The 25,027-nt window shown below is 61.7% G+C and carries 25 protein-coding genes and 1 pseudogene; 17 read left to right on the top strand and 9 right to left on the bottom strand.

Going from position 1 to position 25,027, the window contains the following annotated elements:
* Window positions 1-69: 69 nt before the first annotated feature.
* A complete protein-coding gene (locus AB7951_RS23875) occupies window positions 70-768 on the top strand; it encodes a pirin family protein (RefSeq protein ID WP_120288381.1) in 699 nt (232 codons plus the stop codon).
* Window positions 769-824: 56 nt separating this feature from the next.
* The gene (wrbA, locus tag AB7951_RS23870) at window positions 825-1,424 is read left to right on the top strand and encodes an NAD(P)H:quinone oxidoreductase (protein WP_175368708.1); all 600 of its coding nucleotides are present in this window, start codon (window positions 825-827) and stop codon (window positions 1,422-1,424) included.
* Window positions 1,425-1,437: 13 nt separating this feature from the next.
* On the opposite strand, the gene AB7951_RS23865 is transcribed toward wrbA, so the two are convergent.
* Window positions 1,438-1,656 (bottom strand): hypothetical protein, encoded by a 219-nt coding sequence (locus tag AB7951_RS23865; RefSeq protein ID WP_439062136.1) that lies wholly within the window; start codon window positions 1,654-1,656, stop codon window positions 1,438-1,440.
* Window positions 1,657-1,715: 59 nt separating this feature from the next.
* On the opposite strand from AB7951_RS23865, the gene AB7951_RS23860 reads away from it, so the two are divergent.
* Together AB7951_RS23860 and AB7951_RS23855 are read left to right on the top strand one after the other, a co-directional pair.
* Window positions 1,716-2,090, top strand: coding sequence for a winged helix-turn-helix domain-containing protein (locus AB7951_RS23860; protein ID WP_093759583.1), 375 nt, complete (start codon window positions 1,716-1,718; stop codon window positions 2,088-2,090).
* A gap of 149 nt (window positions 2,091-2,239) precedes the next feature.
* A complete protein-coding gene (locus AB7951_RS23855) occupies window positions 2,240-2,806 on the top strand; it encodes a DUF2478 domain-containing protein (protein WP_439062137.1) in 567 nt (188 codons plus the stop codon).
* Window positions 2,807-2,827: 21 nt separating this feature from the next.
* Here AB7951_RS23855 and AB7951_RS23850 read toward each other — a convergent pair whose 3' ends face one another.
* The 3 genes from AB7951_RS23850 to AB7951_RS23840 all read right to left on the bottom strand — a co-directional run bounded on the left by AB7951_RS23850 (window position 2,828) and on the right by AB7951_RS23840 (window position 6,542).
* Window positions 2,828-3,490 (bottom strand): sulfite oxidase-like oxidoreductase, encoded by a 663-nt coding sequence (locus AB7951_RS23850; RefSeq protein ID WP_439062138.1) that lies wholly within the window; start codon window positions 3,488-3,490, stop codon window positions 2,828-2,830.
* A gap of 30 nt (window positions 3,491-3,520) precedes the next feature.
* Window positions 3,521-4,756 (bottom strand): MFS transporter, encoded by a 1,236-nt coding sequence (locus AB7951_RS23845; RefSeq protein WP_120289104.1) that lies wholly within the window; start codon window positions 4,754-4,756, stop codon window positions 3,521-3,523.
* Window positions 4,757-5,117: 361 nt separating this feature from the next.
* On the bottom strand, window positions 5,118-6,542 hold the full coding sequence (locus AB7951_RS23840; RefSeq protein ID WP_441256073.1) for an amidase family protein: 1,425 nt from the start codon (window positions 6,540-6,542) through the stop codon (window positions 5,118-5,120).
* Between the two features lie 132 nt (window positions 6,543-6,674).
* Between AB7951_RS23840 and AB7951_RS23835 the strand changes: the two genes are divergently transcribed.
* Window positions 6,675-7,520 carry an alpha/beta hydrolase gene (locus tag AB7951_RS23835; protein WP_120288386.1) on the top strand — a complete coding sequence of 282 codons (846 nt, stop codon included), beginning with the start codon at window positions 6,675-6,677 and terminating at the stop codon, window positions 7,518-7,520.
* 69 nt (window positions 7,521-7,589) lie between these two features.
* Here the strand turns inward: AB7951_RS23835 and AB7951_RS23830 are convergent, their stop codons facing one another.
* Window positions 7,590-8,345, bottom strand: coding sequence for an SDR family oxidoreductase (locus tag AB7951_RS23830; protein WP_439062140.1), 756 nt, complete (start codon window positions 8,343-8,345; stop codon window positions 7,590-7,592).
* 133 nt (window positions 8,346-8,478) lie between these two features.
* Between AB7951_RS23830 and AB7951_RS23825 the strand changes: the two genes are divergently transcribed.
* Window positions 8,479-9,369: an AraC family transcriptional regulator gene (locus tag AB7951_RS23825; protein WP_439062141.1), complete on the top strand. Its 891-nt coding sequence runs from the start codon at window positions 8,479-8,481 to the stop codon at window positions 9,367-9,369.
* 19 nt (window positions 9,370-9,388) lie between these two features.
* Here the strand turns inward: AB7951_RS23825 and AB7951_RS23820 are convergent.
* Window positions 9,389-9,496, bottom strand: a pseudogene (locus AB7951_RS23820) (polyprenyl synthetase family protein); the annotation flags it as partial.
* 3 nt (window positions 9,497-9,499) lie between these two features.
* Window positions 9,500-9,931, bottom strand: coding sequence for a winged helix-turn-helix transcriptional regulator (locus AB7951_RS23815; RefSeq protein WP_441256072.1), 432 nt, complete (start codon window positions 9,929-9,931; stop codon window positions 9,500-9,502).
* A 156-nt stretch (window positions 9,932-10,087) separates the two neighbouring features.
* Here AB7951_RS23815 and AB7951_RS23810 point away from each other — a divergent pair, with 156 nt between their 5' ends.
* Together AB7951_RS23810 and AB7951_RS23805 are read left to right on the top strand one after the other, a co-directional pair.
* Window positions 10,088-10,963, top strand: coding sequence for an alpha/beta fold hydrolase (locus tag AB7951_RS23810; RefSeq protein WP_439089777.1), 876 nt, complete (start codon window positions 10,088-10,090; stop codon window positions 10,961-10,963).
* 20 nt (window positions 10,964-10,983) lie between these two features.
* Entirely contained in the window at window positions 10,984-11,985 is a 1,002-nt protein-coding gene (locus AB7951_RS23805) for a zinc-binding dehydrogenase (RefSeq protein WP_441256071.1), read from the top strand.
* A gap of 9 nt (window positions 11,986-11,994) precedes the next feature.
* Here the strand turns inward: AB7951_RS23805 and AB7951_RS23800 are convergent, their stop codons facing one another.
* Window positions 11,995-13,005 (bottom strand): polyprenyl synthetase family protein, encoded by a 1,011-nt coding sequence (locus AB7951_RS23800; RefSeq protein WP_068733162.1) that lies wholly within the window; start codon window positions 13,003-13,005, stop codon window positions 11,995-11,997.
* Window positions 13,006-13,241: 236 nt separating this feature from the next.
* Here AB7951_RS23800 and AB7951_RS23795 point away from each other — a divergent pair, with 236 nt between their 5' ends.
* The 7 genes from AB7951_RS23795 (at window position 13,242) to AB7951_RS23765 (ending at window position 20,636) form a co-directional block, all read left to right on the top strand.
* A complete protein-coding gene (locus AB7951_RS23795; RefSeq protein ID WP_068733164.1) occupies window positions 13,242-13,469 on the top strand; it encodes a putative signal transducing protein in 228 nt (75 codons plus the stop codon).
* 4 nt (window positions 13,470-13,473) lie between these two features.
* Window positions 13,474-14,238, top strand: coding sequence for a methyltransferase (locus tag AB7951_RS23790; RefSeq protein WP_441256070.1), 765 nt, complete (start codon window positions 13,474-13,476; stop codon window positions 14,236-14,238).
* Between the two features lie 234 nt (window positions 14,239-14,472).
* On the top strand, window positions 14,473-15,357 hold the full coding sequence (locus AB7951_RS23785) for a S49 family peptidase (RefSeq protein ID WP_441256069.1): 885 nt from the start codon (window positions 14,473-14,475) through the stop codon (window positions 15,355-15,357).
* Between the two features lie 108 nt (window positions 15,358-15,465).
* Complete coding sequence (locus AB7951_RS23780; protein WP_116661316.1) at window positions 15,466-15,657, top strand: hypothetical protein; 192 nt, start codon at window positions 15,466-15,468, stop codon at window positions 15,655-15,657.
* Window positions 15,658-16,064: 407 nt separating this feature from the next.
* Entirely contained in the window at window positions 16,065-16,997 is a 933-nt protein-coding gene (locus AB7951_RS23775) for a glycine--tRNA ligase subunit alpha (RefSeq protein WP_184513429.1), read from the top strand.
* Window positions 16,997-19,273: a glycine--tRNA ligase subunit beta gene (gene glyS / locus AB7951_RS23770; RefSeq protein WP_441256129.1), complete on the top strand. Its 2,277-nt coding sequence runs from the start codon at window positions 16,997-16,999 to the stop codon at window positions 19,271-19,273. The genes AB7951_RS23775 and glyS overlap by 1 nt, the downstream gene beginning before the upstream one ends.
* Before the next feature lie 262 nt (window positions 19,274-19,535).
* The gene (locus tag AB7951_RS23765) at window positions 19,536-20,636 is read left to right on the top strand and encodes a hypothetical protein (RefSeq protein WP_441256068.1); all 1,101 of its coding nucleotides are present in this window, start codon (window positions 19,536-19,538) and stop codon (window positions 20,634-20,636) included.
* 266 nt (window positions 20,637-20,902) lie between these two features.
* Here AB7951_RS23765 and AB7951_RS23760 read toward each other — a convergent pair whose 3' ends face one another.
* Window positions 20,903-21,268, bottom strand: a complete 366-nt coding sequence (locus AB7951_RS23760) for a DUF1236 domain-containing protein (RefSeq protein ID WP_231078116.1) — start codon at window positions 21,266-21,268, stop codon at window positions 20,903-20,905.
* Window positions 21,269-21,515: 247 nt separating this feature from the next.
* Between AB7951_RS23760 and AB7951_RS23755 the strand changes: the two genes are divergently transcribed.
* Window positions 21,516-21,674 (top strand): DUF3096 domain-containing protein, encoded by a 159-nt coding sequence (locus AB7951_RS23755; protein ID WP_089262456.1) that lies wholly within the window; start codon window positions 21,516-21,518, stop codon window positions 21,672-21,674.
* Between the two features lie 118 nt (window positions 21,675-21,792).
* Window positions 21,793-24,765 (top strand): pyruvate, phosphate dikinase, encoded by a 2,973-nt coding sequence (gene ppdK, locus AB7951_RS23750; RefSeq protein WP_175368724.1) that lies wholly within the window; start codon window positions 21,793-21,795, stop codon window positions 24,763-24,765.
* The last annotated feature ends 262 nt before the right edge of the window (window positions 24,766-25,027 follow it).

Below are 25,027 nucleotides of genomic sequence, written 5' to 3'. Positions count from 1 at the left end.
TATGCGCCATCTGCGCGGGCATATCCAGATGCCCAGGATGCAAATGCATCAAACGACGGAGATTTCGTCATGATCGACCTCAGACCTTTCGACAAACTCGGCGGCGCCGACCACGGCTGGCTCAAGGCCAAACACCATTTCTCGTTCGGCAGCCACTACGACCCCGAGAATATGGGCCACGGCAGCTTGCGCGTCTGGAACGACGACGAGATCGCGCCGAACACCGGTTTCCCCGCTCATCCGCATTCCAACATGGAAATCATCACTTATGTCCGCGAGGGCGCGATCACGCATCAGGACAGTCTGGGCAACACGGGCCGCACCGAGGCCGGCGACGTCCAGGTGATGAGTGCGGGCTCGGGCATCCGGCACTCCGAATACAATCTGGAGGCATCGACCACGCGGATCTTCCAGATCTGGATCGAGCCCACCCAAACGGGCGGCCAGCCTTGCTGGGGCGCCAAGCCGTTTCCGAAGGCCGATCGCTCCGGCCAGTTCGTCACCATTGCCAGCGGCTTCAAGGACGACGCCGGGGCACTGCCTATCCGGGCTGACGCCCGGGTGCTGGCAACCACGCTGAAGGCTGGTGAGACCGCGCAATATCCACTGGGTAGCTCGCGCAACGGCTACCTCGTGCCGGCGGCCGGCGCGATTGAGATCAACGGCATTCGCGTCAACGCCCGCGACGGTGTCGCCATCCGTGACGAAGCAAACGTCACGATCAAGGCGCTGGAAGATTCCGAACTCGTTCTGGTGGACGCCGCCTGACGGCGCCCACCAATCATCAACCCGACCTATTCATCCCAATCCAACGGAGACTGACCATGACCAAAGTACTCGTTCTGTATTATTCCGCCTACGGCCATATCGAAGCGATGGCCAATGCCGTTGCCGAAGGCGCCCGCGAAGCCGGCGCCACCGTCGATATCAAGCGCGTGCCTGAACTGGTGCCTGCCGAAGTCGCCAAGGCGTCCTACTACAAGATGGACCAGGCTGCCCCGATCGCGACCATCGACGATCTCGCCAATTACGACGCGATCATCGTCGGCACCGGCACCCGCTTCGGCCGCATGTCCTCGCAGATGGCAAACTTCCTCGATCAGGCCGGTGGCCTGTGGATGAAGGGCGCGCTGCATGGCAAGGTCGGCGGTGCATTCACTGCGACCGCGACCCAGCACGGTGGCCAGGAAACCACGCTGTTCTCCATCATCACCAACCTCCTGCATTTCGGCATGACCATCGTCGGCCTCAATTACGGCTTCCAGGGCCAGATGAAGCTCGATGAAGTCACCGGCGGCTCGCCCTATGGTGCCACCACCCTGACCGGTGGCGACGGCAGCCGCCAGCCTTCGGCCAACGAACTGGCCGGTGCCCGTTATCAGGGCAAGGTCATCGCCGAGACGGCCAAGAAACTTCACGGCTAAGCTGCGTGGCTAACTAAAAAGAGATGGCTGACAAGAGAAAGGCGGCGTTCTGATTGCAGAGCGCCGCCTTATCTATGCTGGAACAAACGGATTCGATTTCATCATGCTCGACGTGTATTTCATCTATCAGCTGGCCCGGCGGCCGCTGCACGCGATAGCTAGGAAATGGCTTTGTCGCGGCATCGCGCATGTGACCAGGGGTGAAGTCGTCTGCCCCGAATGCGGCCAACACTGAAACGTTCCTTGATTGTTGGACTGGCAAGGTTGCGTCTGGGGACGTAGACTTCGGCTATGTCCAAGCCAGCCAGCTCGCCCGCGCCAGTCCTCAGTATCCGCATCGACCTCGATCCCGAGGGACGGATCGGACCGGGCAAGATTCAGCTTCTCGAACATATTCACGCTACCGGTTCGATTTCGGCCGCCGGCCGCGCCATGGCGATGTCCTACAAGCGCGCCTGGGATCTGGTGGATGAACTCAACCGGATCTGCGGGCAGCCTGCCGTCGAGCGCCAGACTGGCGGCAAGAATGGGGGCGGAGCTCTCCTCACGCCATTCGGCCTGACGCTCATCAAGCGCTATCGTGGCATCGAAAGCGCTGCGGCCACCGCCGCGCGCAAGGAGCTGCTGGCGCTGAAGGGCGATATCGGCAAGAAGCGCAGGTTCTAACCGGTCAAGCCGGCGGTATCACCGTTGTATCCGGATAAATATATCGTGACGGTCACCCCGATCGCGCTTTCGAATAGCTCTATTCTGGAATAGGATTGATCCATCCTTGGTCGCTCGTGGCGCGCCGTGGTCTAAACTGGAACTTCGCAATGTTCGACGCCCAATGCGATCTGGCTGCGCTTGTCTATGACAAGGATCAGGATCCCGACGCAGTGTTGCACACCTTCGCGGCGGATTTGAGCAAGCAGGGTATTCGCGCCGTCGGATTGGTGCAACTCGGGCATCGCGAATTCGACGTGCCGAAGCTGACTGCGGTCATGCTGCACACCGGTGCGCACGTGCGCTTGTTTCAGGATCTCGGCCCCGGCGCCAAGGGCTGCAAGCTCGATGTCGGGCAATTGCTCGATGCGGGCACGCAGGTCGCCGACGCCATCGACGAGGGCGCCGATCTCGTGATCATCAACCGGTTCGGCAAGCAGGAGCGCGAGGGCAAGGGGCTCGCTTATCTGATCGAGCGCGCGCTCTCTAGCGATATCCCCGTGGTGATCGCAGTGCCGTCGCATCGCTTTGCCGAATGGATCGCATTTGCCGATGGCATGAGCGTGAAGCTGCATTGCGATCGCGAGTCGCTCGATGGCTGGTGGGCAAAAGTCTCCTGCCGCAGCGAGGGGCTCATGCGTCAGGACCATCGCAGCGTTTGCGAAGTGCTGAAATAGAGTTTCATCAACGCGCAGCCGTCAATCGTCCGAATACCGTTGCTCCTGCCACGGATCGCCGCGGTTGTGATAACCGCGGACTTCCCAATAGCCGGGCTTGTCGTCGCTGACGAACTGGATGCGCTGCAGCCACTTGGCGCTCTTCCAGAAATACAGATGCGGCACGATCACGCGCACGGGGCCGCCATGGTCGCGCTCGATCGGGGAGCCCTGCCACGAATGCGCCAGCAGTGCGTCTTCGGCAGCGAAATCTTCCAGCGACAGGTTGGTGGTGTAGCCGTCATGGGATTCCAGCACCACAAAGCGCGCCTCGGGCTTCGGCTGGCACGCATCCAGCAGCGCACGGGTCGAAAGACCTTCCCACTGGTTGTCGTAACGCGACCAGGTGGTGACGCAATGGATGTCTGAGATGAAGGTCGATTGCGGCTGCGCGCTGAACTGGCCGAAATCCCAGAACAGCGGCGTCTCGACGGCGCCGTAGACATCGAGCCGCCAGCGCTCGCGAGGGATGTTTGGCGTGATGCCCAGATCCAGTACCGGCCAATCCTGGGTCAGATGCTGGCCGGGCGGGAGCCGCTGGTCGTCCGGGCGCGCAATCTTGCCGGTGAGAAACCGGCCTTCGCGCGCCCAGCGCTGTTTGGTCTGCGTCAGCTTGGATTCCGGCGGGGTGTGATCCTCGGTCATGGCTGACGCTCCTTGGCTAGACGTTGACCGTCACTCGTGACGGTGCATCGCCGACTTGTGCTTGGTGTCGCGCATGGTGGCGTAAATCAGCAGCGACAGGAAGATCATGCCCGACAGATAATAGTAGAACCACTGTTCATGACCGATCTGCTTGAAGTACAGCGCGATCGCCGGCGCCGTACCGCCGAAGATTGACACCGTCAGCGCATAGGGTACGCCGACGCCGAGGGCGCGGATATTGGTCGGGAACAGTTCGGCCTTCACCACCGCATTGATCGAGGTATAGCCGGCCACGAAGATCCAGGCGCCGCAGATCAGCAGGAACGCCGTGAATGGCGACTTGGTGGTCTGCAGCGTGGTGAGGATCGGAACAGTCGCCAGCGTGCCGGCAACGCCGAAGAAGATCAGCAGCGGCTTGCGGCCGATGCGGTCGGAGATCGCGCCATAGATCGGCTGCAGCAGGCAGGCGAATATCAGCGTGCCGAAGATCACCGTGGTGGTCTGGTCCGCGGTGAGGCCGACCGAGAGCTTCACGAAGGTCTGCATGTAGGTGGTGAAGGTATAGAACGCTGCGGTGCCGCCGGCGGTGAGGCCGACAACCAGCAGCAATTCGCGCGGATAGGCCATCAGCGCGCGCAGCGAACCCATTGGCTTGGCCTGCTTCTTCGCTTCAACGAACTGGTCAGTCTCGTGCATGTCGCGACGCATCACGGCGGTGAAGACCGCAAGACCAGCGCCGATCACGAACGGAATGCGCCAGCCCCAGTCCTTCAGCTCCTGCTCGGTGAGGAACACCTTCTGCAGCAGCAGGAGCACGATGATCGCGGTCAGCTGGCCGCCGATCAGCGTGACATACTGGAAGCTCGAATAGAAACCGCGATGCTTAGGATCGGCAACTTCCGAGAGATAGGTGGCGCTGGCGCCGTATTCGCCGCCGAGGCTGAGGCCTTCGATGATGCGGGCGAGCGCGAGCAGGATCGGTGCCGCGATGCCGATGGTGGCATAGGTCGGCGTGCAGGCGATGATCAGCGAGCCGAAGCACATGCACAGGACCGAGATCGTCAGCGATATACGACGGCCATAGGTGTCGGCGAGATAGCCGAACAGCCAGCCGCCGAGTGGCCGCATCAGGAAGGTGGCGGCAAACAGCACGGCCGCATTGAGCTGCTGAACGACGGGGTCGGAGTTCGGGAAGAAGGCCGGCGCGAAATACAATGCGAAGGCGGTGTAGGCGTAGAAGTCATACCATTCGACGAGATTGCCCATCGAGCCGATGAAGATCGCCTTGATGCGTTTCTTGGCGTCGTCGAAATGGAGTTTGCCGTCCGCCGGCGGTGCGAATGAATCTGCCACGTAGAACCCTCGTATTCCGTGAAGTGAAATGTCCCGTTGCCACGCGCGGCACGAAAAGCCAATGCCGCGGAATGCATTGCTGCTGGCAGGATCGTTCTGTCAGGCGATGCCCGCATCCCGGCCGCGGCCGCACATGACTAGCCGCGACATGTGACAATGTGGCTTAGACAAAAGTCTATGAAGGGTAGCGGTACTCCGGGCGGCCCTGCCCAAAGGCATCGTCCTGGCCGGCACAAGGCCAGCCAGGACGAGCGAGTATGAGGGCGGAGTTCCGTTACTTCGCCGGGCGCGGATCGATCGGCGTAGAGTCGCGCAGGCCCAGAATGTCTTCCAGCACGCGTGCGCCGGCGAGCAGTGAGGCTTCGCCGCACGGCGGGCCGACGACCTGCAATCCGACCGGCAGACCCGTCGATGTGAAGCCGCAAGGCATCGACAGCGCCGGGCAGCAGGTCAGCGTGATCGCATAGACGATGCCGAGCCACTGCACGTAGTTATCGAACTTGGTGCCGTTGCATTCGGCGAGATAGCGCTGCTCGATCGGGAACGGCGGCGTGATGGTCGCCGGGCACAGCAGCAGGTCGTAGGTCTGGAAGAACTCGTAGGCACGTGCCGCCAGCGTGACACGCTGCGCTTCCGCCTTCGCCAGGTCATCGACCGTGAGCTTCAGGCCCTGCTCGATGTTCCAGATTACTTCCGGCTTCAGCTGATCGCGCTTGTCGCGGAGCAGCTGGAGCTTCGAGATCGCGAAGTCGTAGGCGCGCAGCACATGGAAGCATTCGTGGGCTTCGCGCAGGTCGGGATGCGCTTCCTCGACGATGACGCCGGCGTCGGCGAATGCCATCGCTGCCTTGCGGGTGATGGCGACCACTTCGGGGTCCACGGGGGTGATGCCGAGATCCGGCGAATAGGCGATGCGCTTCGGTTTGGTACCGGCGCGCACGGCCGAGCGGAACGAGGTCGGCAGTTTCGGCAGCGAGATCAGATCGGCGGGATGTTCGCCGCTCATGGCATCCAGCATCAGCGCGAGGTCTTCCACGGTGCGGGCCATCGGGCCCTGCACGCTCACCATCCGGGCGAGCGCCACGGCGGGCGTGGACGCAACGCGGCCGACGCTCGGACGCAGGCCGACGATGCCGCAGAAGCTGGCGGGGTTGCGCAGCGAACCGCCCATGTCGGAGCCATGGGCAATCCACGCCGTGCCGCTGGCAAGTGCTGCCGCGGCGCCGCCGGACGAGCCGGCGGCCGACTTCGACAGGTCCCACGGATTCAGCGTCGCACCGAACACTTCGTTGAACGTATTGGCGCCCGCGCCGAATTCAGGCGTGTTGGATTTCGCATAGATCACGCCGCCGTTTTCTTCGAGGCGTTCGACCAGCACGTTGGACTTGGTCGGCACCACGTCCTTGTAGATCGGCGAGCCCTGTGTGGTGCGCACGCCGGCGACGGCGGTGAGATCCTTGATCGGCACCGGCAGGCCGGCAAGGATGCCGCGTTCGCCGAGCGGCTTCTTCATCAATTCCTTCGCGTGATCGCGGGCGCGATCGAAACACAGGATCGGCAGCGCGTTGACCTGGCCATCGACTTCCTTGATGCGCGCTTCCAGCGCGTCCAGCAGGTCGAGCGGCGTTACCGTCCCGGCATTGAGTTGATCGACCACGGCGCAGGCCGTTGCTTTGATGAGATCTTGCTGAGAGGCCACGCACGTCTCCAATTTCGGATGCAGAGCAATTCGTATGCTTGGGATGTCGATCCCGACGTAGCCGTGTAGACCATTTTCTGGATAAATGGGACTCGCAGGCAGTGTCGCCTCACACAATGCAGGGATGCAACCATGAGTAAGCCTTTCGGCGATTCCAACTGGCGCGCGATGACGCGCGAGCAGCTCGATGCCGGTCTGAACAACTCGACTGCCGTTGCGGGCAGCGCCGACATCGCCGCCGGATGGGGCCAGCGCTCTGACGCGATGAAGGCGAAGTATCCCGCGCATCTCGACGTCGCCTATGGCCCGCGCGAGCGCAACAGGTTCGATTTCATCAAGGCCGCCGACGGCGGGCCGACACTGCTGCTGATCCATGGTGGCTACTGGCAGATGCGCTCGAAGGATTTTTTCACCTGCTTCGCTGCAGGTCCCATCGCCCACGGTATCAACGTCGCTGCAATTGGTTACACACTCGCGCCGGATGCGACGCTGGAGGAGATCGTGGCCGAGATGCATGCCGGCGTCGATGCGCTGGTTGAGAAGCTTCCCTCGCTCGGCGGCGATCCGAACCGCATCGTGGTGTCCGGCTGGTCCGCCGGTGGTCATCTCACCTCGACGACGCTGTCGCATCCGAAGGTGAAGGGCGGCGTCGCCATTTCGGGCATCTACGATCTCGAGCCGATCCGCGCGTCCTATTTGAATGAAAAGCTGAAGCTGGACGAGGCGATGTCGAAGCGGCAGTCGCCGCTGCTGCAGGATGGCGGCCCGAACAAGCCGCTCGCGCTGGTGGTTGGCGGCGGCGAATTGCCGATCCTGCGCCAGCAGACGGCGGACCTTGCCGTGCACCGGGCAAAGTACGGTTTGCCGGTGAGCTATGAGGAGATCCCGGGCGCTGATCACTTCTCGATCATGAAAGAGCTGGAATCGCCGACGGGGCGGATCACGACGCTGATCAAGGAATTGGTCGCGCGGATTTAGAATCAGACCAGCAATTTGAGTATGTGAGACGTATCCCGGCGCCGCTCGTCAGCGCCGGGATTGGTTTGTCTACAGCCCCTGTCCGCCCGACACCTCGATCCGCTGCGCGTTCACCCAGCGATTGTCCTCCGACAGCAGGCTCGCGATCATCGGTCCGATATCGTCGGGCAGGCCGACGCGGCCAAGGGCGGTCATGCCGGCGATCGTCTTGTTGATGTCTGGATTGTCACGCACGGCACCGCCGCCGAAATCGGTTTCGATTGCGCCGGGCGCGACCGTGTTCACGGTGATCCGGCGGCTGCCCAGTTCCTTCGCCATATACATGGTCATCACCTCGACGGCGCCCTTCATCGCGGCATAAGCAGCATAGCCGGGGAGGCACATGCGGGTCAGCCCGGACGACAGGTTCACGATGCGGCCGCCGTCCGCGATTAGTGGCAGCAGTGTCTGCGTCAGGAAGAACACGCCTTTGAAATGGACATTCACCAGCCCATCGAACTGCGCCTCGGTGGTATCGGCGATCAGTGCATAATCCCCGTGTCCGGCATTGTTCACGAGATGGTCGAACGTTTCGCGCGACCAGGTTTCGCGCAGTGCTGTTCGCAGACGACCAGCAAAGTCGGCGAAGCCGGCAATCTTGCCGGTGTCGAGTTGCAGCGCCACCGCCTTGCGGCCCATGCGCTGGATTTCGGAGACGACAGCCTGTGCGTCTTCGCTGCGGCTTTGATAGGTGAGGACGACATCGCCGCCGTGACGGGCGATGTTGAGAGCGGTATTGCGGCCGAGACCGCGGCTGGCGCCGGTAACGAGGGTAATCTTGGTCATGGTCAGCTCCTGTGGTGTGACCATTCCGATATCGCTCCGGGAAGTCGGGCTTGGTTGCCCGAAACTCGACGTTCCTTGCCTAATCCTCCAAAATCATGTGCTGGCGCATTTGCGATGATGTAGGCTGGGCGTCATGACCACGCTTCTCAATGCCGTTCGCCGTTACACAGAGACCCATGCTGATAGTGCCGGCATCGCGACCACGCCGATCCTCGGCCTTGCTGCCGTGCGCGCAACCACACCCAGCGACATTATCCACGCGATCTTCCAGCCGCTGATCTGTCTCGTCGTGCAGGGCACCAAGCATGTCACCATGGGCACGGAGAGTTTTGTCTTCGCCGCCGGGGATTCGCTGATCATCACGGCCGATGTTCCGATCGTCAGTCAGATCACACGGGCGAGCATTGCCGCGCCCTATCTCTCGCTGGTGTTCGAACTTGATCTGGCCGTGATCGCCGAACTGGTTGTCGAGATGAAAGCGGAGCCAAGCGCCGATCTCGCGCGTGTCCGGGTCGAGCCCACCGATGCCGAAGTTGCGGACGCGGCGTTGCGGCTGATGCGCTTGCTCGATCGTCCGGCGTCATTGCCGGTGCTGCGCGCGCAGCTGGTGCGGGAGATGCATTACTGGCTGCTGGCCGGTCGCCACGGGCCGGCGGTCCGACGGCTTGGCTGGCCGGACAGCCACGCGCAGCGTGTCGCGCGCGCGGTTGCGGTGTTGCGCACCGAGTTCGCGCGGCCGGTGCTGGTCGAGCGTCTCGCAGATGTTGCGGGCATGAGCCCGTCGTCATTCCACCAGCATTTTCGCACGGTGACGTCACTCACGCCGCTGCAGTTTCAGAAGCAGTTGCGTCTGATCGAGGCGCGGCGGCTGATGCTGTGGGAAGGCGCGACCGCCAGCAGCGCGGCCTTCGCCGTCGGTTATGAGAGTGTGCCGCAATTCACCCGGGAATATGGCCGCATGTTCGGCGCGCCGCCGGTGCGCGACATCGAGGCAGCGCGTGACAAGGCACGCGCTGTCGCATGATCGGGAGCGTCACGATTTTCTAGTACGTACGCGCCAAACAGAAAGCGACGACCTGCTCCAGCGGGGTTTTCATCGGTGACGGAAACAGCGCGGGCGCATTGACGGCCATGGCGCCGGAATGCCGCGCCGCTCATTCGATTGCGGCGATGCGAATGGGACGTGTTCCGACCGGAGCGCCGGTCTCGCGGTCGATGGTAACGGGATCGATCTCCGTTCCGGCCTCTGCGTCGAAGAACCGGGTGACGTCGCCCCCGCCGCGATGCTTGCGTCCCCACGCGCCGATCGCAAACAGCACCGGGAGAAAGTCGCGGCCAGCTTCCGTCAGCACATATTCGTCCCGTGGCGGACGCTCGGAATAGCGACGTTTCTCCAGCAGCCCTTCGTCGGTCAGGGCTGAAAGACGCCCCGTCAGCATCGTTGGCGCGATACCGAGGCCTTTGCGGAAATCATCGAAGCGGGTCAGCCCCGCATGGGCGTCGCGCATGATCAGCATGCTCCATGCGTCCCCCACTACCGCAAGGCTTCGGGCAATCAGGCATGGCTCATCCGAAAGATTCTTCATGTCGGTATCTTTTTAGTAGTGACTTACTATTAATTCGATAGTAACACCGTCTCCAAGGATGTTCCACGATAAAATGAAGGCAGAAGCGATGAGTACAGGAGAGCGCAGCCGTGTCGGGTTGGTGACAGCACAGGTGCTGCGGCAATGGAGCAAACAATGACGAGTGCTTCTGGCAACGTCGGATCTGGTGTGCGCTACGTTGAGGCGCCCAATCTCTCCATCAACGTCGGAGGAACTGCCTTTGCCTATCGAGATCTAGGCCCCCGGGGCGGCGTGCCGCTCGTTCTCCTCAATCATTGGGGAGCGGTGCTGGACAATTTCGACCCGCGGATCGTTGACGGCCTCGCCAGCAAACACCGCGTGATCGCGACCAACTATCGCGGCATCGGTGCGTCGGGCGGAACAGCACCTGTGACTATCGACGAAATGGCGCGCGACGCGATTGCCCTGATCCGGGCGCTGGGTTTCGAGAAGGTCGATCTGCTCGGCTTTTCCCTCGGCGGATTTGTGGCGCAGGATGTTGCGCTCAAGGCTCCCGGTCTTGTGCGAAAGCTCATCCTGACTGGCACCGGTCCTGCGGGCGGCAAAGGTATCGATAAGGTCGGAGCGGTGTCCTGGCCGCTCATGATCAAGGGTCTGCTGACGCTACGCGACCCGAAATTGTATCTGTTTTTCACATCTACGGCCAATGGTCGCCAGGCCGCGAAGGCCTTTCTGAAGCGGTTGAAGGAACGCAAGGCGGACAGGGACAAGGGCCCGACTCCTGGCGCCTTCCTGCGGCAACTCAAGGCAATCAAAGCCTGGGGCCGACAGGCGCCTCAGGATCTCGGCCGTATCAAGATCCCCGTCCTGATCGCGAATGGCGACAACGATATCATGGTCCCGACTGTGAACAGCACCGACTTGGCCGAACGCATCCCCGGAGCGCAACTGGTGATCTACGAAGACGCCGGGCATGGCGGGATATTCCAGTACCACGCTGATTTCGTGCCGAAGGCTCTTTCCTTCCTGAGCGATTGGCGCCGCTGCTAACTTGAGATTGGAGAAAGCCCATGAAGGCATTCGTCGTTGATAAGTACAAAAAGAAGGGCGCTCTGCGCCTGGCCAACGTGCCCGAAGCGGAAGTGCAGGACACTGATGTTCTGGTCCGGGTTCACGCCACAGCTGTGAACCTGCTAGATTCCAAGCTCCGGGATGGAGAGTTCAAGCTTATTCTTCCCTATCGTCCGCCTTTCATCCTGGGTCACGACGTCGCCGGAACGGTTGTCAGGACAGGATCCAGGGCCAGCCGGTTCAAGGTGGGCGACGAAGTCTATGCGCGGCCGCGCGATCATCGGGTCGGTACGTTCGCCGAATTCATCGCCATCAATGAAGCTGACGTGGCGCTGAAGCCGAAAAATCTCAGCATGACGGAAGCGGCATCCATCCCGCTGGTGGGGCTGACGGCGTGGCAAGCGCTGGTCGAAGTGGGCAAGGTAAAGCCCGGCCAGAAGGTCTTCATTCAGGCCGGCTCCGGTGGTGTCGGGACTTTTGCAATCCAGCTCGCCAAGCATCTCGGCGCTATAGTTGCGACGACAACCAGTGCAGAGAATGCCGAACTGGTCAAAAGTCTCGGGGCGGATGTGGTCATCGACTACAAGACGCAGGACTTCGAGAAGGTCCTGTCGGGCTACGATCTTGTGCTGAATAGTCAGGATCCAAAGACGCTCGATAAATCTCTGGGTGTGCTCAAGCCGGGCGGCCAGCTCATTTCCATTTCCGGTCCGCCCGATCCGGCTTTCGCCAAGGAAGCCGGTCTGAACCTGTTCCTGAAACTGATCATGCGTCTGCTGAGCCGTGGCGTGAGGAAAAAAGCCGAGCGCCTCGGCCTACGCTATTCATTCCTGTTCATGCGCGCACAGGGGCAGCAGTTAAGTGAGATTGCGTCCCTGATCGAAGCCGGCGTGATCCGCCCGCTCGTCGATAAGGTGTTCCCGTTCGAGAACACCGGGGATGCGCTGGCCTATGTCGAGACCGGCCGCGCGAAGGGCAAGGTGGTCATCGCGGTGCAGTGAGGTCTGGCCTTAGTGCGTCCGTGCCAGACAGAACGCCACGACCTGCTCCAGTGCAGTCTTCATCGGTGACGACGGAAACAGCGCCAGCGCGTCGACGGCCATGGCGCCGTAATGCTGGGCGCGGTTGATCGTGTCTTCCAGTGCGCGGTGCTTGGTCATCAGGCCGATGGCGTGATCGAGGTCGCCTTCGCCGATCTCGCCGCGCTCCAGCGCCTTGATCCAGAATTCGCGCTCGGCGTCGTTGCCACGGCGGAAGGCGAGCACCACGGGCAGGGTGATCTTGCCCTCGCGGAAATCGTCGCCGACATTCTTGCCGAGCTTGGCGGCCTTGCCGCCGTAATCGAGCACGTCGTCGATGAGCTGGAAGGCGATGCCGAGATTCATGCCGACCGAGCGGCACGCCGTTTGTTCGGCCTTCGGGCGGTTGGCGATCACCGGGCCGACTTCGCAGGCGGCGGCGAACAGTTCAGCCGTCTTGCCGCGGATGACGGCGAGATATTCGTCTTCGGTGGTCGCGGTGTTCTTGGCGGCGGCGAGCTGCATCACTTCGCCCTCCGCAATGGTGGCGGCAGCCGAGGATAGAATATCGAGCGCGCGCAGCGAGCCGACTTCGACCATCATGCGGAAGGCCTGGCCGAGCAGGAAGTCGCCAACAAGTACGCTGGCCTCGTTGCCCCACAGCATGCGCGCGGACAGCTTGCCACGTCGCAGTTCGCTCTGGTCGACCACGTCGTCATGCAACAGCGTTGCGGTGTGCATGAATTCGACGGACGCCGCGAGCTTGATATGGCCGTCGCCGGTGTAGCCGGTGAGGTTGGCCATCGCGAGCGTCAGCATCGGGCGCAGCCGCTTGCCGCCCGAGGAGATCAGGTGGTTGGCGACTTCCGGGATCATGGTGACTTCCGAGCCGGTCCGCGACAGGATCGTCGCATTGACGCGCTCCATGTCAGAGGCGACAAGGCTGACCAACTGGTCGATCGACGCTGTCGCGTGACTCTCGAAGGGAACAATCACCGCCACGCTGGGCTCTCCGAATTACAAGGGCGCTTCGTCGGGCCATGAAAAAGGCAGGCACTGGCAGCGCTTATATTCAAATAGGGCGAATTCACGTTGAAAACAGGTGTCCCCATCTGCTGAATTGCCGTCGACCGATATCGAGCCGCACAATAGAAACTGCGCAGCGGCGCGGCAAGGGCATCGGAACCTTGACTTCCCCATAGATACACACCCGGTTACTGGCAGGGAGCGACCTCCAATTGCGCGAAATCATGCGGACGAACGATGTGGTGCTGGTCTCGGCGGTGGGCGCGCTGCTCGACGGCGCGAATATCCACCATCTGGTGCTGGACCAGAATATGAGCGTGATCGAGGGATCGCTGGGCATCATTCCGCGCCGGATCCTGGTGCATGAAGACGATGACCTGCAGGCGCGCCGCGTGCTGACGGATGCCGGACTGGCCCACGAGTTGCGGCCGCAGGATTGATGTGATGGCTGACGCGATCGTGACCACGGAGGACGGCTTCCTGGGTGGCCAATTGCGGCTGCGGCAGCCGAAATCCGGTCATCGCGCCGGCCATGACGCGATCCTGCTGGCGGCCGCAACGTCAGCGCAGGCCGGTCACAAGGTCGTCGATTTCGGATCGGGCGTAGGGACGGCAGGTCTGGCGCTGGCCAGACGCGTCTCCAGCGTGTCCCTGACACTGGTCGAGATCGATCCACAACTTGTTGAACTAGCGAGAGAAAACGCTGCGGCGAACTGTATCGCGGCTGATGTCGTCACGCTCGACATCGCCGCAAGCGCGGAGCTGTTCGCTGCCGCAGGCCTGCCGCAAGACAGCGCCGACGCGGTGCTGATGAATCCGCCCTTCAACGATCCCGCGCGCCATCGCGCCTCGCCGAACAAATTGCGCGAGATCGCCCATGTCGCGACGGAGGACACGTTGCAGACATGGATTCACGCGGCGCGCCGCGTGCTGAAATCCGGCGGCGTGCTGACATTGATCTGGCGAGCGGACGGATTGGCCGATGTACTGGCGGCGCTGGGTCGCGGCTTCGGCAGCGTCGCGATCATGCCGGTGCATGGTGACACGACAGCGCCTGCGATCAGGGTGTTGGTGCGTGCTGTGAAGGGTGGCCGCGCGCCTGCGGCAATTGAGCCCGGCATCTCGCTGCGGGATGCGGATGGCGCGCCTGATCTCCATATCCAGCGCGTGCTGGCCGGGCAGGCAGCTTTGCCTTGGTCGTCGCTGTAGGCGATGACCAGTCAGTGTGTTGGTTTATCGGGGAGCTGTTTCGGAGCGTTTCTGCGGCGCAGACGTGAAATGAATCGCCGTCAGAAGCGTGCCCATGATCAGCATCAGCAGATAGATTTTCATGTCTTCTCCCGCTGCAGTGTAAAGGCCTGTTAAGGTTTTCAAACGCTGAAAGCGTCTCCCGGTTCAATGACAGCAGCGTGATAAAAGTTGGTTAATGTCGAGGAAGTTCGAATGAGCGAATCCAATCTAAAGGCGGTGATCACGAGGCTGCTGCCTGCGCGTTTCCGTCGCGCCTCCGCAGTGGTTCCGGTGGTGCGTCTGTCGGGCACGATCGGCGCGGTGACACCGCTGCGGCCGGGATTGTCGCTCGCGGGCGTGGCAAGACTGCTGGACAAGGCATTTGCGACCAGGAATGCCAAGGCCGTTGCGCTGGTGATCAATTCGCCGGGCGGCTCGCCGGTGCAGTCGCGGCAGATCTATCTGCGCATTCGCCAGCTCGCTGCGGAGAAGAAGCTGCCGGTGTTTGTGTTTGTCGAGGATGTCGCGGCGTCCGGTGGTTACATGCTCGCCTGCGCGGGCGATGAAATTTTCGTCGATCCATCCTCGATCGTCGGCTCGATCGGCGTGGTTGGCGGCACCTTCGGGTTTCAGGACCTGATCAAGAAGATAGGCGTCGAGCGGCGTCTCTATACGGCGGGTGAGCACAAGGCGATGCTCGATCCATTCCTGCCGGAAGATCCCAATGATGTGGCGCGGCTGAAATCGCTTCAGCGCGAAATCCACGCCATCTTCATCAATCTCGTGAAGGAGAGCCGCGGTGCCCGGCTGAAGGGCGCCGAGGATGTGCTGTTCTCCGGAGAATACTGGGCCGGCGAAAAATCCATCGCGCTGGGCCTCAGCGATGCCATCGGCGATCTGCGCTCGGTGCTGCGCGCGCGCTATGGCGACAAGGTGCAGATGCCGGTGATCGCGCAGCCATCCGGCATGTTGTCGGGTCTGCTCGGCCGCAAATCGGGCGCGGGCTCGCAGCTCTCGCTCGACGGATTTTCGGGATTACCCGAGCAGCTGATCTCGGCGCTGGAGACGCGCGCGCTGTGGTCCAAATACGGCTTTTAGCAGGACGGTATTGCGCGGCATTTGGTGGCTTAAAAGCTAATTGCAGGAATCCGGCGGTTGCGCGAGACTATCGGCAGGGGGCTTGAGATGAACGACAGGAATCGACAGATGCCGCCGCTGGTCGCACTTGCAGGCGCGCTTGGGAGCGCAGCCGTTGTCCGCTGGGCCTACAGAACCGCCAAGCGGATCAATCATGAACTGGAAGAGGCCCGCCAGGCGCGGGTCGCCGAACGCAGTGGGACCACGGACGTCCCGACCCTGCGCCGTGATCCCGTCACTGGCGCGTATCGGCCGGGTTAGCCGCCACAAACCGGGCCCCCAAAACATTTGCGCCGGCCTGAGGACGGGGCACGTCCTCGAGACCGGCGACAAAGTTGGGCTTTCAGGCTTGGAGGTCCCTTGGCCCTGGACGTTTGGACAACTTAAGACTTGGAGGTCTTCGGCCCGCGCGACTTGGATCGTTCGAGCCTTTCGCTGGGTCAAGTCCCGATGACCGGGTTCGTTCCCACCGATGCCATCAGGATAGTGCGCGGGACTTAACGACTAGCCCTCGTGATCAGGTGATGTGCCGGTGCGGTTACCCGCCGGTTACCGCCAAATCGGGCCGCATTGCCTTGATTCCGCAAGGCCGCGCCGATACGGTCCGCGCGCTTTGATCCGCCTTGATCCCCTTGGCGAATCCCCGGAAAAACGGCCCAGAAACCACCATGGACTCCCTGCCTCCGCACATGCGCCCGGAACGTTCGTTCCAGGGCTTCATTCTCGCTCTGCAGCGGTTTTGGGCCGAGCAGGGCTGCGTGATCCTGCAGCCTTACGACATGGAAATGGGCGCCGGCACCTTCCATCCCGCGACCACCTTGCGCGCGCTGGGGCCGAAGCCGTGGAAGGCCGCCTATGTGCAGCCGTCGCGCCGGCCGAAGGATGGCCGTTACGGCGAGAACCCGAACCGGCTGCAGCATTATTACCAGTTCCAGGTGATCATGAAGCCGTCGCCGGCGAACCTGCAGGACCTCTATCTGCAGTCGCTGAAAGCCATCGGCATCGACACCGCGCTGCATGATGTGCGCTTCGTCGAGGACGACTGGGAAAGCCCGACGCTGGGCGCCTGGGGCCTTGGCTGGGAATGCTGGTGCGACGGCATGGAAGTCAGCCAGTTCACCTACTTCCAGCAGGTCGCGGGGGTCGAATGTGCGCCGGTGGCGGGCGAACTCACTTACGGTCTCGAACGCCTCGCAATGTATGTGCAGGGCGTCGACCGCGTTTACGATCTCAACTTCAACGGCCGCGACGGCGCCGACAAGGTGACCTATGGCGACGTCTTCCTGCAGGCGGAGCAGGAATATTCCCGGCACAATTTCGAACATGCCGATACCGCGATGCTGTTCGAGCAGTTCAAGATGGCCGAGGCCGCCTGCCGCAAATATCTCGACGCCGGCTGGAAGAGCGACAAGCGCGAAGAACATCTGATGGCGCTGCCGGCCTATGACCAGTGCATCAAGGCCAGCCATGTTTTCAATCTGCTCGATGCGCGCGGCGTGATCTCGGTCACCGAGCGCCAGAGCTACATCATGCGCGTCCGCGAACTCGCCAAGGCCTGCGGCGAAGCGTGGGTGCATACCGAAGCCGGAAGTGCTGCCTGATGCCTGATCTTCTCCTCGAACTGTTCTCCGAAGAAATCCCCGCCCGCATGCAAGCCAAGGCGGCGGAAGACCTGCGCCGCATGGTGACCGACCGACTGGTTGCCGAAGGTCTCGTCTATGAAGGCGCAAAAGCCTTCGCGACGCCGCGTCGTCTGACGCTCACGGTGCATGGCATTCCCGCGCGCCAATCCGACCTCAAGCAGGAACGCAAGGGACCGCGCGTCGGCGGCGCCGAAGCCGCGATCCAGGGTTTTTTGAAAGCGACCGGTCTCGCTTCGCTGGATGAGGCCAAGATCCAGCGCGACCCGAAGGGCGATTTCTACATCGCGCTCACCGAAAAGCCGGGCAAGCCGACGGTCGATGTGCTGGCCGAGATTCTGCCGATCATCATCCGCACCTTCCCGTGGCCGAAGCAGATGCGCTGGGGCGCGGCTTCCGCGAAATCCAGCGCGCTGACCTGGGTGCGTCCGCTGCATTCCATCGTCGCGACCTTCGGCATCGAGACCGAAGAACCGGAAGTGGTGCAGTTCGATCTGAGCGGTGTCAGTGTCGGCCAGACCACCTACGGCCATCGCTTCCTCGCGCCTGATGCGATCCAGGTGCGTCGCTTCGACGATTATGTGGCGAAGCTGCAGGCCGCCAAGGTCGTGCTCGATCCCGAGCGCCGCAAGGAGATCATCCTGGCCGATGCGCGGCAGCTCACATTCGCGCAGGGCTTTGAGCTGGTCGAAGACCCCGCACTGCTCGACGAAGTCGCGGGCCTGGTCGAATGGCCTGTGGTACTGATGGGCTCGTTCGACAAGGAATTCCTGTCGATCCCCGACGAGGTGATCCGCGCCACCATTCGCGCCAATCAGAAGTGCTTCGTGGTCCGCGATCCCAAGACGCAGAAGCTGACCAACAAGTTCATCATCACCGCCAATATCGAAGCAAGCGACGGCGGCACGGCAATCATCGCCGGCAACGAACGCGTCATCCGCGCGCGGTTGAGCGATGCGAAGTTCTTCTACGAGACGGATCTGAAGACAAAGCTCGAAGACCGGTTGCCGAAATTCGAGCAGATCGTGTTTCACGAGAAGCTCGGTACGCAGGCGGAGCGCATCAAGCGGATCATGGTGCTCGCCAACGTCATGGCAGAAATTATAGAGCCGCAATTGGAGGTCGGTCGAAATCTTTCTAATGGAAGCGTAGCGACTTACTTCAATAATGTTCAGCGCGCAGCGCAACTCGCTAAAGCGGACCTTCTTACCGAAGTTGTGGGTGAATTCCCCGAGCTCCAAGGTCTGATGGGAAAATACTACGCGCTCGCGCAGGGTGCGGACGTTTCGGTCGCTGCCGCGAGTGAAGATCACTACAAGCCGCAAGGGCCTACAGATGGTGTGCCGGCCCATCCAATTTCTATTGCAGTAGCACTCGCTGATAAGCTCGATACGCTGTTCGGCTTCTGGGCAATCAATGAAAAGCCAACGGGTAGTAAAGATCCGTATGCTCTGCGTCGTGCTGCGCTTGGCGTACTTCGGATCGTTCTCTCGAATAATATTCACTTGCCTTTTGTTAATTTCTCTACTCGCTTTCTCGGAGAGTTGATGGAAAAGGTAGCCCCCTTCCGTGAAGGGGAGGATAGTCTTGATCAGCTTCTTTCTTCCATGCCTTCGAAGGTGCGCGCTGAAGAAATAAAAAACATCGTTCAGATTTTTGATAATCCTGCTCAGCAGTTCAACGCGGCGAGAGCTCTGAAAGAGTATCATGACTTTATCTTCTTCATGGCGGACCGCCTGAAGAATTACTTGCGAGAGCGAGGTGCTCGCCATGATCTCGTGGACGCGGTATATGCGCTTGGGGGAACTTTTGGTGACGATTTCTTGATGGTCGTCCGCCGCGTCGAGGCGCTCGGCAAATTTCTCGACAGCGATGATGGCAAGAACCTGCTGGCCGGGACCAAGCGCGCCAACAACATTCTGGCCATCGAGGAGAAGAAGGACAAGCGCAAGTTCGACGGCGCGCCCGATGCTGCGCTGTTCAAGTTCGATGAAGAAAAGGCACTGGCCAGGGCGATTGCCGAGGTCGGTCCGGAAGCGAGCGCGGCTGTCGCCAAGGAAGATTTCGCCGGTGCGATGACCGCCATGGCCAAGCTGCGGCCGGCGGTGGATGCGTTCTTCGACAGAGTGAAGGTCAATGACGACGACGCGGCGGTCCGCGAAAATCGTCTGAAGCTGCTGAACGAGATCCGTGCGGCGACGCGTGCGGTGGCGGATTTCTCGAAGATCCAAGACTAAGGCTTACACACGGGCCTCTCCCCACGTCATGGCCGGGCTTGACCCGGCCATCCACGTCTTTCTCTGTCGCCGAGGCATGGGGCACGAGGCCGGGCATGACGGAGATTGAACCGAGGGCGCGGCAGTCGTCGGCTGACGCGATATTTCCAGCAATCTCTGGAAACATTTACCTTACATTAACCATCCCTTGAAATGGTCCGGTTCCGTAACGGTTTCTTAACCGTCGCTTCCCAGCGCGGGCAGGACTGCCCAAGGATCGCCCATGACTTCGGTCAATACCGGCCTCAATCCCTATGCCAATTACGGCTCCGCCTATGCGCGCGCCGCCGCCACCGCCCAGCCGTCGTTGGCCAATGCGCTCAACAGCAATGAGAGCGCATCGTCGTCTTCGTCCGACGCCGCGACCAATCTGACGCTGTCGGAGGCGGCGCGGGCGAAGCTTGCGAGCTCCGGCTCCGACAAGGATATCGCGACCGTCATCACCGATCTCAGGGCCAAGCTCGCCGGCCTCTATGTCGCTGCGAAGGCAACGGGGCCGCTGGATGCCAACGGCAAGCTGACCATCGATCTCTCGACGCTGGATCGCCGTTCGCTCTACGCCATGGCCACCAACAATGGCGGCACCTTCACCGCCGACGAGCAGAAGGTCGCCCAGGCCGAACTGGGCAATCGCTTCAATGCGGCGCTGGCGCCTGCCGCGGGGACGGCCAAGCTCACCGGCGATTTCAGCGGCATCTACAAGGCCGCGCTGGATTATCTCGATGCTGCCGGCAGCGAAGAGAAAGTCTCGGCGGCCTGGTCCGCGCAGCGCGAGGCCGTGCTGAAGGGCATTCAGGCGACCGAGCAGACACCGACCAAGGCGCCATCCGGCATCGCCAACGATCCGGTCGCAGCCTATCTCGCGCAGCCGGATACAACGACTCCGGTGCAGGACATCGCGAGCGTGGCGAAGAGTGTGCGCGCGGCGCTGGATGCGCAGGCCAAGGCAGCGAAAGAGGCGGGCAAGGGCGAACTCGTTTATGACAGCCGCCGCAAGACCGGCCAGCTCGCGGATTTCTCCGCCGTCGACAACCGTTCGCTCTCGGCGATCTCGCTCAATCAGGATGGCCTGTTCTCGAAGGAAGAGAGCTTCGCCGCCAAGCAGGTTCTCGATTCGCGCAATCGCACCAGCATTCTCGAAGCGTTACAGGCGAGCCAGAAGAGCGGCGATCCCACCCAGTTCAGTCTCGGCATTCTCAACACCTATTCGGCGATGAGCGATGAGGAGCGGACCGCCTCCAACTGGACGCCGAGTTTCCGCGACAATGCCGTGGCGAGCTACAAGTCGACCAATCACATTCTGTCGCTGCTGAAGAGCGGATAAGCGTCGATACAGGAAGGTGCTGCAATACTCCGTCCTCATCCTGAGGAGCGGCATCTTCGCCGCGTCTCGAAGGATGGCTGCAAACGCCGGCGCTCACCCATTCATGGTTCGAGACGCGCGAAGTCGCGCTCCTCACCATGAGGCGGAGCTTGTGGCGTCATGCGCAAACAAAAAAAGCCCCGCCCGGTGGGGGATGACCGGGGCGGGGCTTCTTCGCCCGGTCGCCATTCGCGGCGCCCGAACGAATCTTCTTTCAACGTGACGTGCTAGTCGACGACCTGCACGATGCGGCGCGAGCGCGGCTCTACCAGCACCGTCTGACCATTCACCACCGTGTAGCGATACGGCGTCGTCGCGACCGTCTGCGGCACGTCGTAATAGGTCACGCCGGCTTCAGGCAGCGTGGTGCCGACGACGATGCGATCGGGCACGGTGAAGGTCGGCACGCGTTCGCGCACTACATATTCACGGAATGCCGGACGCTCCTGCACGGTGATGCCATCGGGATCGTTGTTGTCGACGATGACGCGATCGCCCCCGGATACACCGACGGTGACGCCCTGAGCCTGCACGGCCAGCGGTGCGCCGAGCGCGCCGACAAGGGCCGCTGCTGCAATAAGTTTGTTTCGCATGATCGTCTCCTTCGTGAACGATGTCCGGCTTGCCGCGCCGGTCTGTGCCATCCAGCCTGGTTTGGTTTATTCACCGTCCGCCAATGCATGCCGCCAGCGATCGTTCCGGAATTTTCCAGGCGCAATTGCTGGTTTTTGATGCACTGCATGCAGGTATGCGGGAACCCATTGATGGGCAGGGCGTCTTTATGCTGCTAAATCCCCGCGGCGCATCGCACCCGAATCGATTCCCTCACGGAGACACTTCATGGTCATCACGGCAGCTCACATCCAGCCGATTGTCGCGCTCATCGCTGGCGTTCTGATTTTGATCATGCCGCGGTTTCTCAATCTGGTGGTGGCGATCTATCTGATCTTCGTCGGACTGGCCGGACTCGGCGTCTTCAGGATGTTGAAGATCGGCTAAATTTCGACACGGCCGTTACCTACAGCGGTACCTCCGGGCTGCTTGCGCCACGTCCCTGAAACGTGGTGTAACGCGGCACATTTCCCTGTCGTTTCCTCTCGCGGATTGATTGAGAACCATGGCCAAAACCGCCTCGAAGTCCAAGAAAGCCCCTGCGAAGTCAAAGTTGTCCAAGGCTGCGCCCAAAGTAGCGTCGGTGGCCCGCAAGGCGCTTAAGAAGTCAGCTGCAAAACCTGCAGCTAAATCCGCGGCGAAGGCCAAAACGGCTGTGAAAGCAAAGGTTGCTCCGAAGCCTGTTGCAAAGGCTCCCGCATCGAAGAAGGCGGTTGTGGCCAAATCTTCTACAGCCAAGACTTCGGCGACCAAGGCCGTCAAGAAGGCCGCCGGCAAGCCGGTGACGGACGTCATCAAGGCCGGCAAGTGGGTTTACAATTTCGGTGGCGGCAAGGCCGAGGGCAAGGCTGGCCTGCGCGACCTGCTCGGCGGCAAGGGCGCGAACCTCGCCGAAATGGCCAATCTGGGCCTGCCGGTACCTCCCGGCTTCACGATTCCGACCTCGGTCTGCACCTATTTCTACGCGAACGGCAAATCCTATCCGAAGGAATTGCAGTCGCAGGTGGAGAAGGCGCTCGAGGCCGTCGGCAAGATCACCGGCAAGGGCTTCGGCGACGAGAAAAACCCGCTGCTGGTTTCGGTCCGCTCCGGCGCCCGCGCCTCGATGCCGGGCATGATGGATACGGTCCTCAATCTCGGCCTCAACGACACCACCGTGGAAGCGCTGGCCGAACTGTCGGGCGACAAGCGTTTCGCCTATGACAGCTATCGCCGCTTCATCACCATGTATTCCGACGTGGTGCTCGGCTTCGAACATCATCACTTCGAAGACATTCTCGATACCTACAAGGACAACAAGGGCTACACGCTCGACACCGATCTCGATGGTGACGACTGGGTCAAGCTTGTCGGCCAGTACAAGGAAGCCGTCGCGCGCGAAACGGGGAAGGACTTCCCGCAGGATCCGCACGAGCAGCTCTGGGGCGCCGTCGGCGCCGTGTTCTCATCCTGGATGAATACTCGCGCGGTGACCTATCGCCGCCTGCACGATATCCCGGAGTCGTGGGGCACCGCCGTCAGCGTGCAGGCCATGGTGTTCGGCAATATGGGCGAGACCTCGGCCACCGGCGTTGCGTTCACGCGTAACCCGTCGACCGGCGAGAGCAAGCTGTATGGCGAATTCCTGATCAACGCGCAGGGTGAAGACGTGGTGGCGGGCATCCGCACGCCGCAGGACATCACCGAAGACGCACGGATCGAGAGCGGTTCGGACAAGGCGTCGATGGAAGCGGCGATGCCGGAGGCGTTCAAGGAATTGACGCGCATCTACACCCAACTCGAGAAGCACTACCGCGACATGCAGGACATGGAGTTCACGGTCGAGCAGGGCCGGCTCTGGATGCTGCAGACCCGCAACGGCAAGCGTACTGCCAAGGCGTCGATCCGCATCGCGGTCGAACTCGCCAATGAAGGCGTGATCTCGCAGAAGGATGCGGTATCGCGCATCGATCCGGCGTCGCTGGATCAGCTCCTGCATCCGACCATCGATCCATCAGCCAATCGCGACGTCATCGCCACCGGCCTTCCGGCATCGCCGGGCGCCGCATCGGGCGAGATCGTGTTCTCGTCGGACGAAGCCGCCAAGCTGCAGGCCGACGGCAAGAAGGTTATTCTTGTTCGCGTCGAAACCTCGCCGGAAGACATTCACGGCATGCACGCTGCCGAAGGCATTCTTACCACCCGCGGCGGCATGACCTCGCATGCGGCGGTGGTCGCGCGCGGCATGGGCAAGCCTTGCGTCTCTGGCTGCGGCACCGTCCGCGTCGACTACGGCCGCGGCACCATGTCGATCGGCGGTCGTGTGTTCAAGGCAGGCGACGTCATCACCATCGACGGTTCGGTTGGTCATGTGCTGTCCGGCCGCATGCCGATGATCGAGCCGGAATTGTCGGGCGAATTCGCAACGCTGATGGGCTGGGCCGACAAGGTCCGCAAGCTCAAGGTCCGCGTCAATGGCGACACGCCGGAAGATGCCCGCACCGCCATCAAGTACGGCGCTGAAGGCATCGGCCTGTGCCGCACCGAGCACATGTTCTTCGAAGAGACCCGCATCCGCACCGTGCGTGAGATGATCCTCGCCGAAGACGAGCAGGCCCGCCGCGCCGCGCTCGCCAAGCTGCTGCCGATGCAGCGTGCCGACTTCGTCGAGCTGTTCGAGATCATGAAGGGCCTGCCCGTCACGATCCGTCTGCTCGATCCGCCGCTGCACGAATTCCTGCCGCACACCCAGGGTGAAGTCGAGGAAGTGGCGCGTGTCATGGGCACCGATCCGCGCAAGCTTGCGGACCGTGCGCGTGATCTCGCCGAGTTCAATCCGATGCTCGGCTTCCGCGGCGTACGCATTGCGATAGCCTATCCGGAAATCGCCGAGATGCAGGCGCGCGCGCTGTTCGAAGCCGCGATCGAAGCGGGCAAGCGCACTGGCGAACAGGTCGGCCTCGAAGTCATGGTGCCGCTGATCGTCACCAAGATGGAGTTCGATCTCATCAAGGCGCGCATCGATGCCACTGCGGTGTCGGTGATGAAGGAGACCGGCGGCAAGCTGAACTATTCGGTCGGTACCATGATCGAACTGCCGCGTGCCTGTTTGCTGGCCGGCGAGATTGCCGAGACCGCCGAGTTCTTCTCGTTCGGTACCAACGATCTCACGCAGACGACCTTCGGCATAAGCCGTGACGACGCCGCGAGCTTCCTCGGTACTTATATCGCCAAGGGCATTCTGCCCGTCGATCCGTTCATCACGGTCGACCGCAGCGGCGTCGGCGAACTCGTGAAGATTGGCGTCGCGCGTGGCCGCAAGACTCGCCCTGATATCAAGGTTGGTATCTGCGGTGAGCACGGCGGTGATCCGGCATCGGTAGCCTTCTGCCATGAGATCGGCCTCGACTACGTGTCGTGCTCGCCCTATCGCGTGCCGATCGCGCGTCTCGCTGCCGCACAGGCTGCGCTCGGCAAGGAAATTTCTAGCCAGGCGTAAGTGCTTCGCTGATTTCATGATCTGAAAAATGGCCGGGGAGTTCCCCGGCCATTTTTATTGCGTGCCTCATGCCGTGTTTGTTCGTGCGTCGGAATGGAACTCGCAAACATTTTCACGCGCGTGCAAATTTCTCTTCATCATCTTTGTCAACACGATGTTTACTACTTTTGTGGAGCCGCGGTTTACCAAGGCTTTCGAATGATTTCGCACTGCGCTCGTGCAGCTTGCGTGTGGCGTCGTTGCATCGCCGATTAACTCCGCG

This window comes from Tardiphaga sp. 285_C5_N1_2 (assembly GCF_052076065.1).
GTDB lineage: Bacteria > Pseudomonadota > Alphaproteobacteria > Rhizobiales > Xanthobacteraceae > Tardiphaga > Tardiphaga robiniae.
Note: the sequence above shows the minus strand (reverse complement) of the source record. Positions and strands in the feature narration are given on the sequence as shown.

Coding starts and splice junctions, on each gene's coding strand:
- AB7951_RS23875 (WP_120288381.1), top strand. CDS start 70: ATGATCGACCTCAGACCTTTCGACAAACTCGGCGGCGCCGACCACGGC.
- wrbA (WP_175368708.1), top strand. CDS start 825: ATGACCAAAGTACTCGTTCTGTATTATTCCGCCTACGGCCATATCGAA.
- AB7951_RS23860 (WP_093759583.1), top strand. CDS start 1,716: ATGTCCAAGCCAGCCAGCTCGCCCGCGCCAGTCCTCAGTATCCGCATC.
- AB7951_RS23855 (WP_439062137.1), top strand. CDS start 2,240: ATGTTCGACGCCCAATGCGATCTGGCTGCGCTTGTCTATGACAAGGAT.
- AB7951_RS23850 (WP_439062138.1), bottom strand. CDS start 3,490: ATGACCGAGGATCACACCCCGCCGGAATCCAAGCTGACGCAGACCAAA.
- AB7951_RS23845 (WP_120289104.1), bottom strand. CDS start 4,756: ATGGGCAATCTCGTCGAATGGTATGACTTCTACGCCTACACCGCCTTC.
- AB7951_RS23835 (WP_120288386.1), top strand. CDS start 6,675: ATGAGTAAGCCTTTCGGCGATTCCAACTGGCGCGCGATGACGCGCGAG.
- AB7951_RS23830 (WP_439062140.1), bottom strand. CDS start 8,345: ATGACCAAGATTACCCTCGTTACCGGCGCCAGCCGCGGTCTCGGCCGC.
- AB7951_RS23825 (WP_439062141.1), top strand. CDS start 8,479: ATGACCACGCTTCTCAATGCCGTTCGCCGTTACACAGAGACCCATGCT.
- AB7951_RS23815 (WP_441256072.1), bottom strand. CDS start 9,931: ATGAAGAATCTTTCGGATGAGCCATGCCTGATTGCCCGAAGCCTTGCG.
- AB7951_RS23810 (WP_439089777.1), top strand. CDS start 10,088: ATGACGAGTGCTTCTGGCAACGTCGGATCTGGTGTGCGCTACGTTGAG.
- AB7951_RS23805 (WP_441256071.1), top strand. CDS start 10,984: ATGAAGGCATTCGTCGTTGATAAGTACAAAAAGAAGGGCGCTCTGCGC.
- AB7951_RS23790 (WP_441256070.1), top strand. CDS start 13,474: ATGGCTGACGCGATCGTGACCACGGAGGACGGCTTCCTGGGTGGCCAA.
- AB7951_RS23785 (WP_441256069.1), top strand. CDS start 14,473: ATGAGCGAATCCAATCTAAAGGCGGTGATCACGAGGCTGCTGCCTGCG.
- AB7951_RS23780 (WP_116661316.1), top strand. CDS start 15,466: ATGCCGCCGCTGGTCGCACTTGCAGGCGCGCTTGGGAGCGCAGCCGTT.
- AB7951_RS23775 (WP_184513429.1), top strand. CDS start 16,065: ATGGACTCCCTGCCTCCGCACATGCGCCCGGAACGTTCGTTCCAGGGC.
- glyS (WP_441256129.1), top strand. CDS start 16,997: ATGCCTGATCTTCTCCTCGAACTGTTCTCCGAAGAAATCCCCGCCCGC.
- AB7951_RS23765 (WP_441256068.1), top strand. CDS start 19,536: ATGACTTCGGTCAATACCGGCCTCAATCCCTATGCCAATTACGGCTCC.
- AB7951_RS23760 (WP_231078116.1), bottom strand. CDS start 21,268: ATGCGAAACAAACTTATTGCAGCAGCGGCCCTTGTCGGCGCGCTCGGC.
- AB7951_RS23755 (WP_089262456.1), top strand. CDS start 21,516: ATGGTCATCACGGCAGCTCACATCCAGCCGATTGTCGCGCTCATCGCT.
- ppdK (WP_175368724.1), top strand. CDS start 21,793: ATGGCCAAAACCGCCTCGAAGTCCAAGAAAGCCCCTGCGAAGTCAAAG.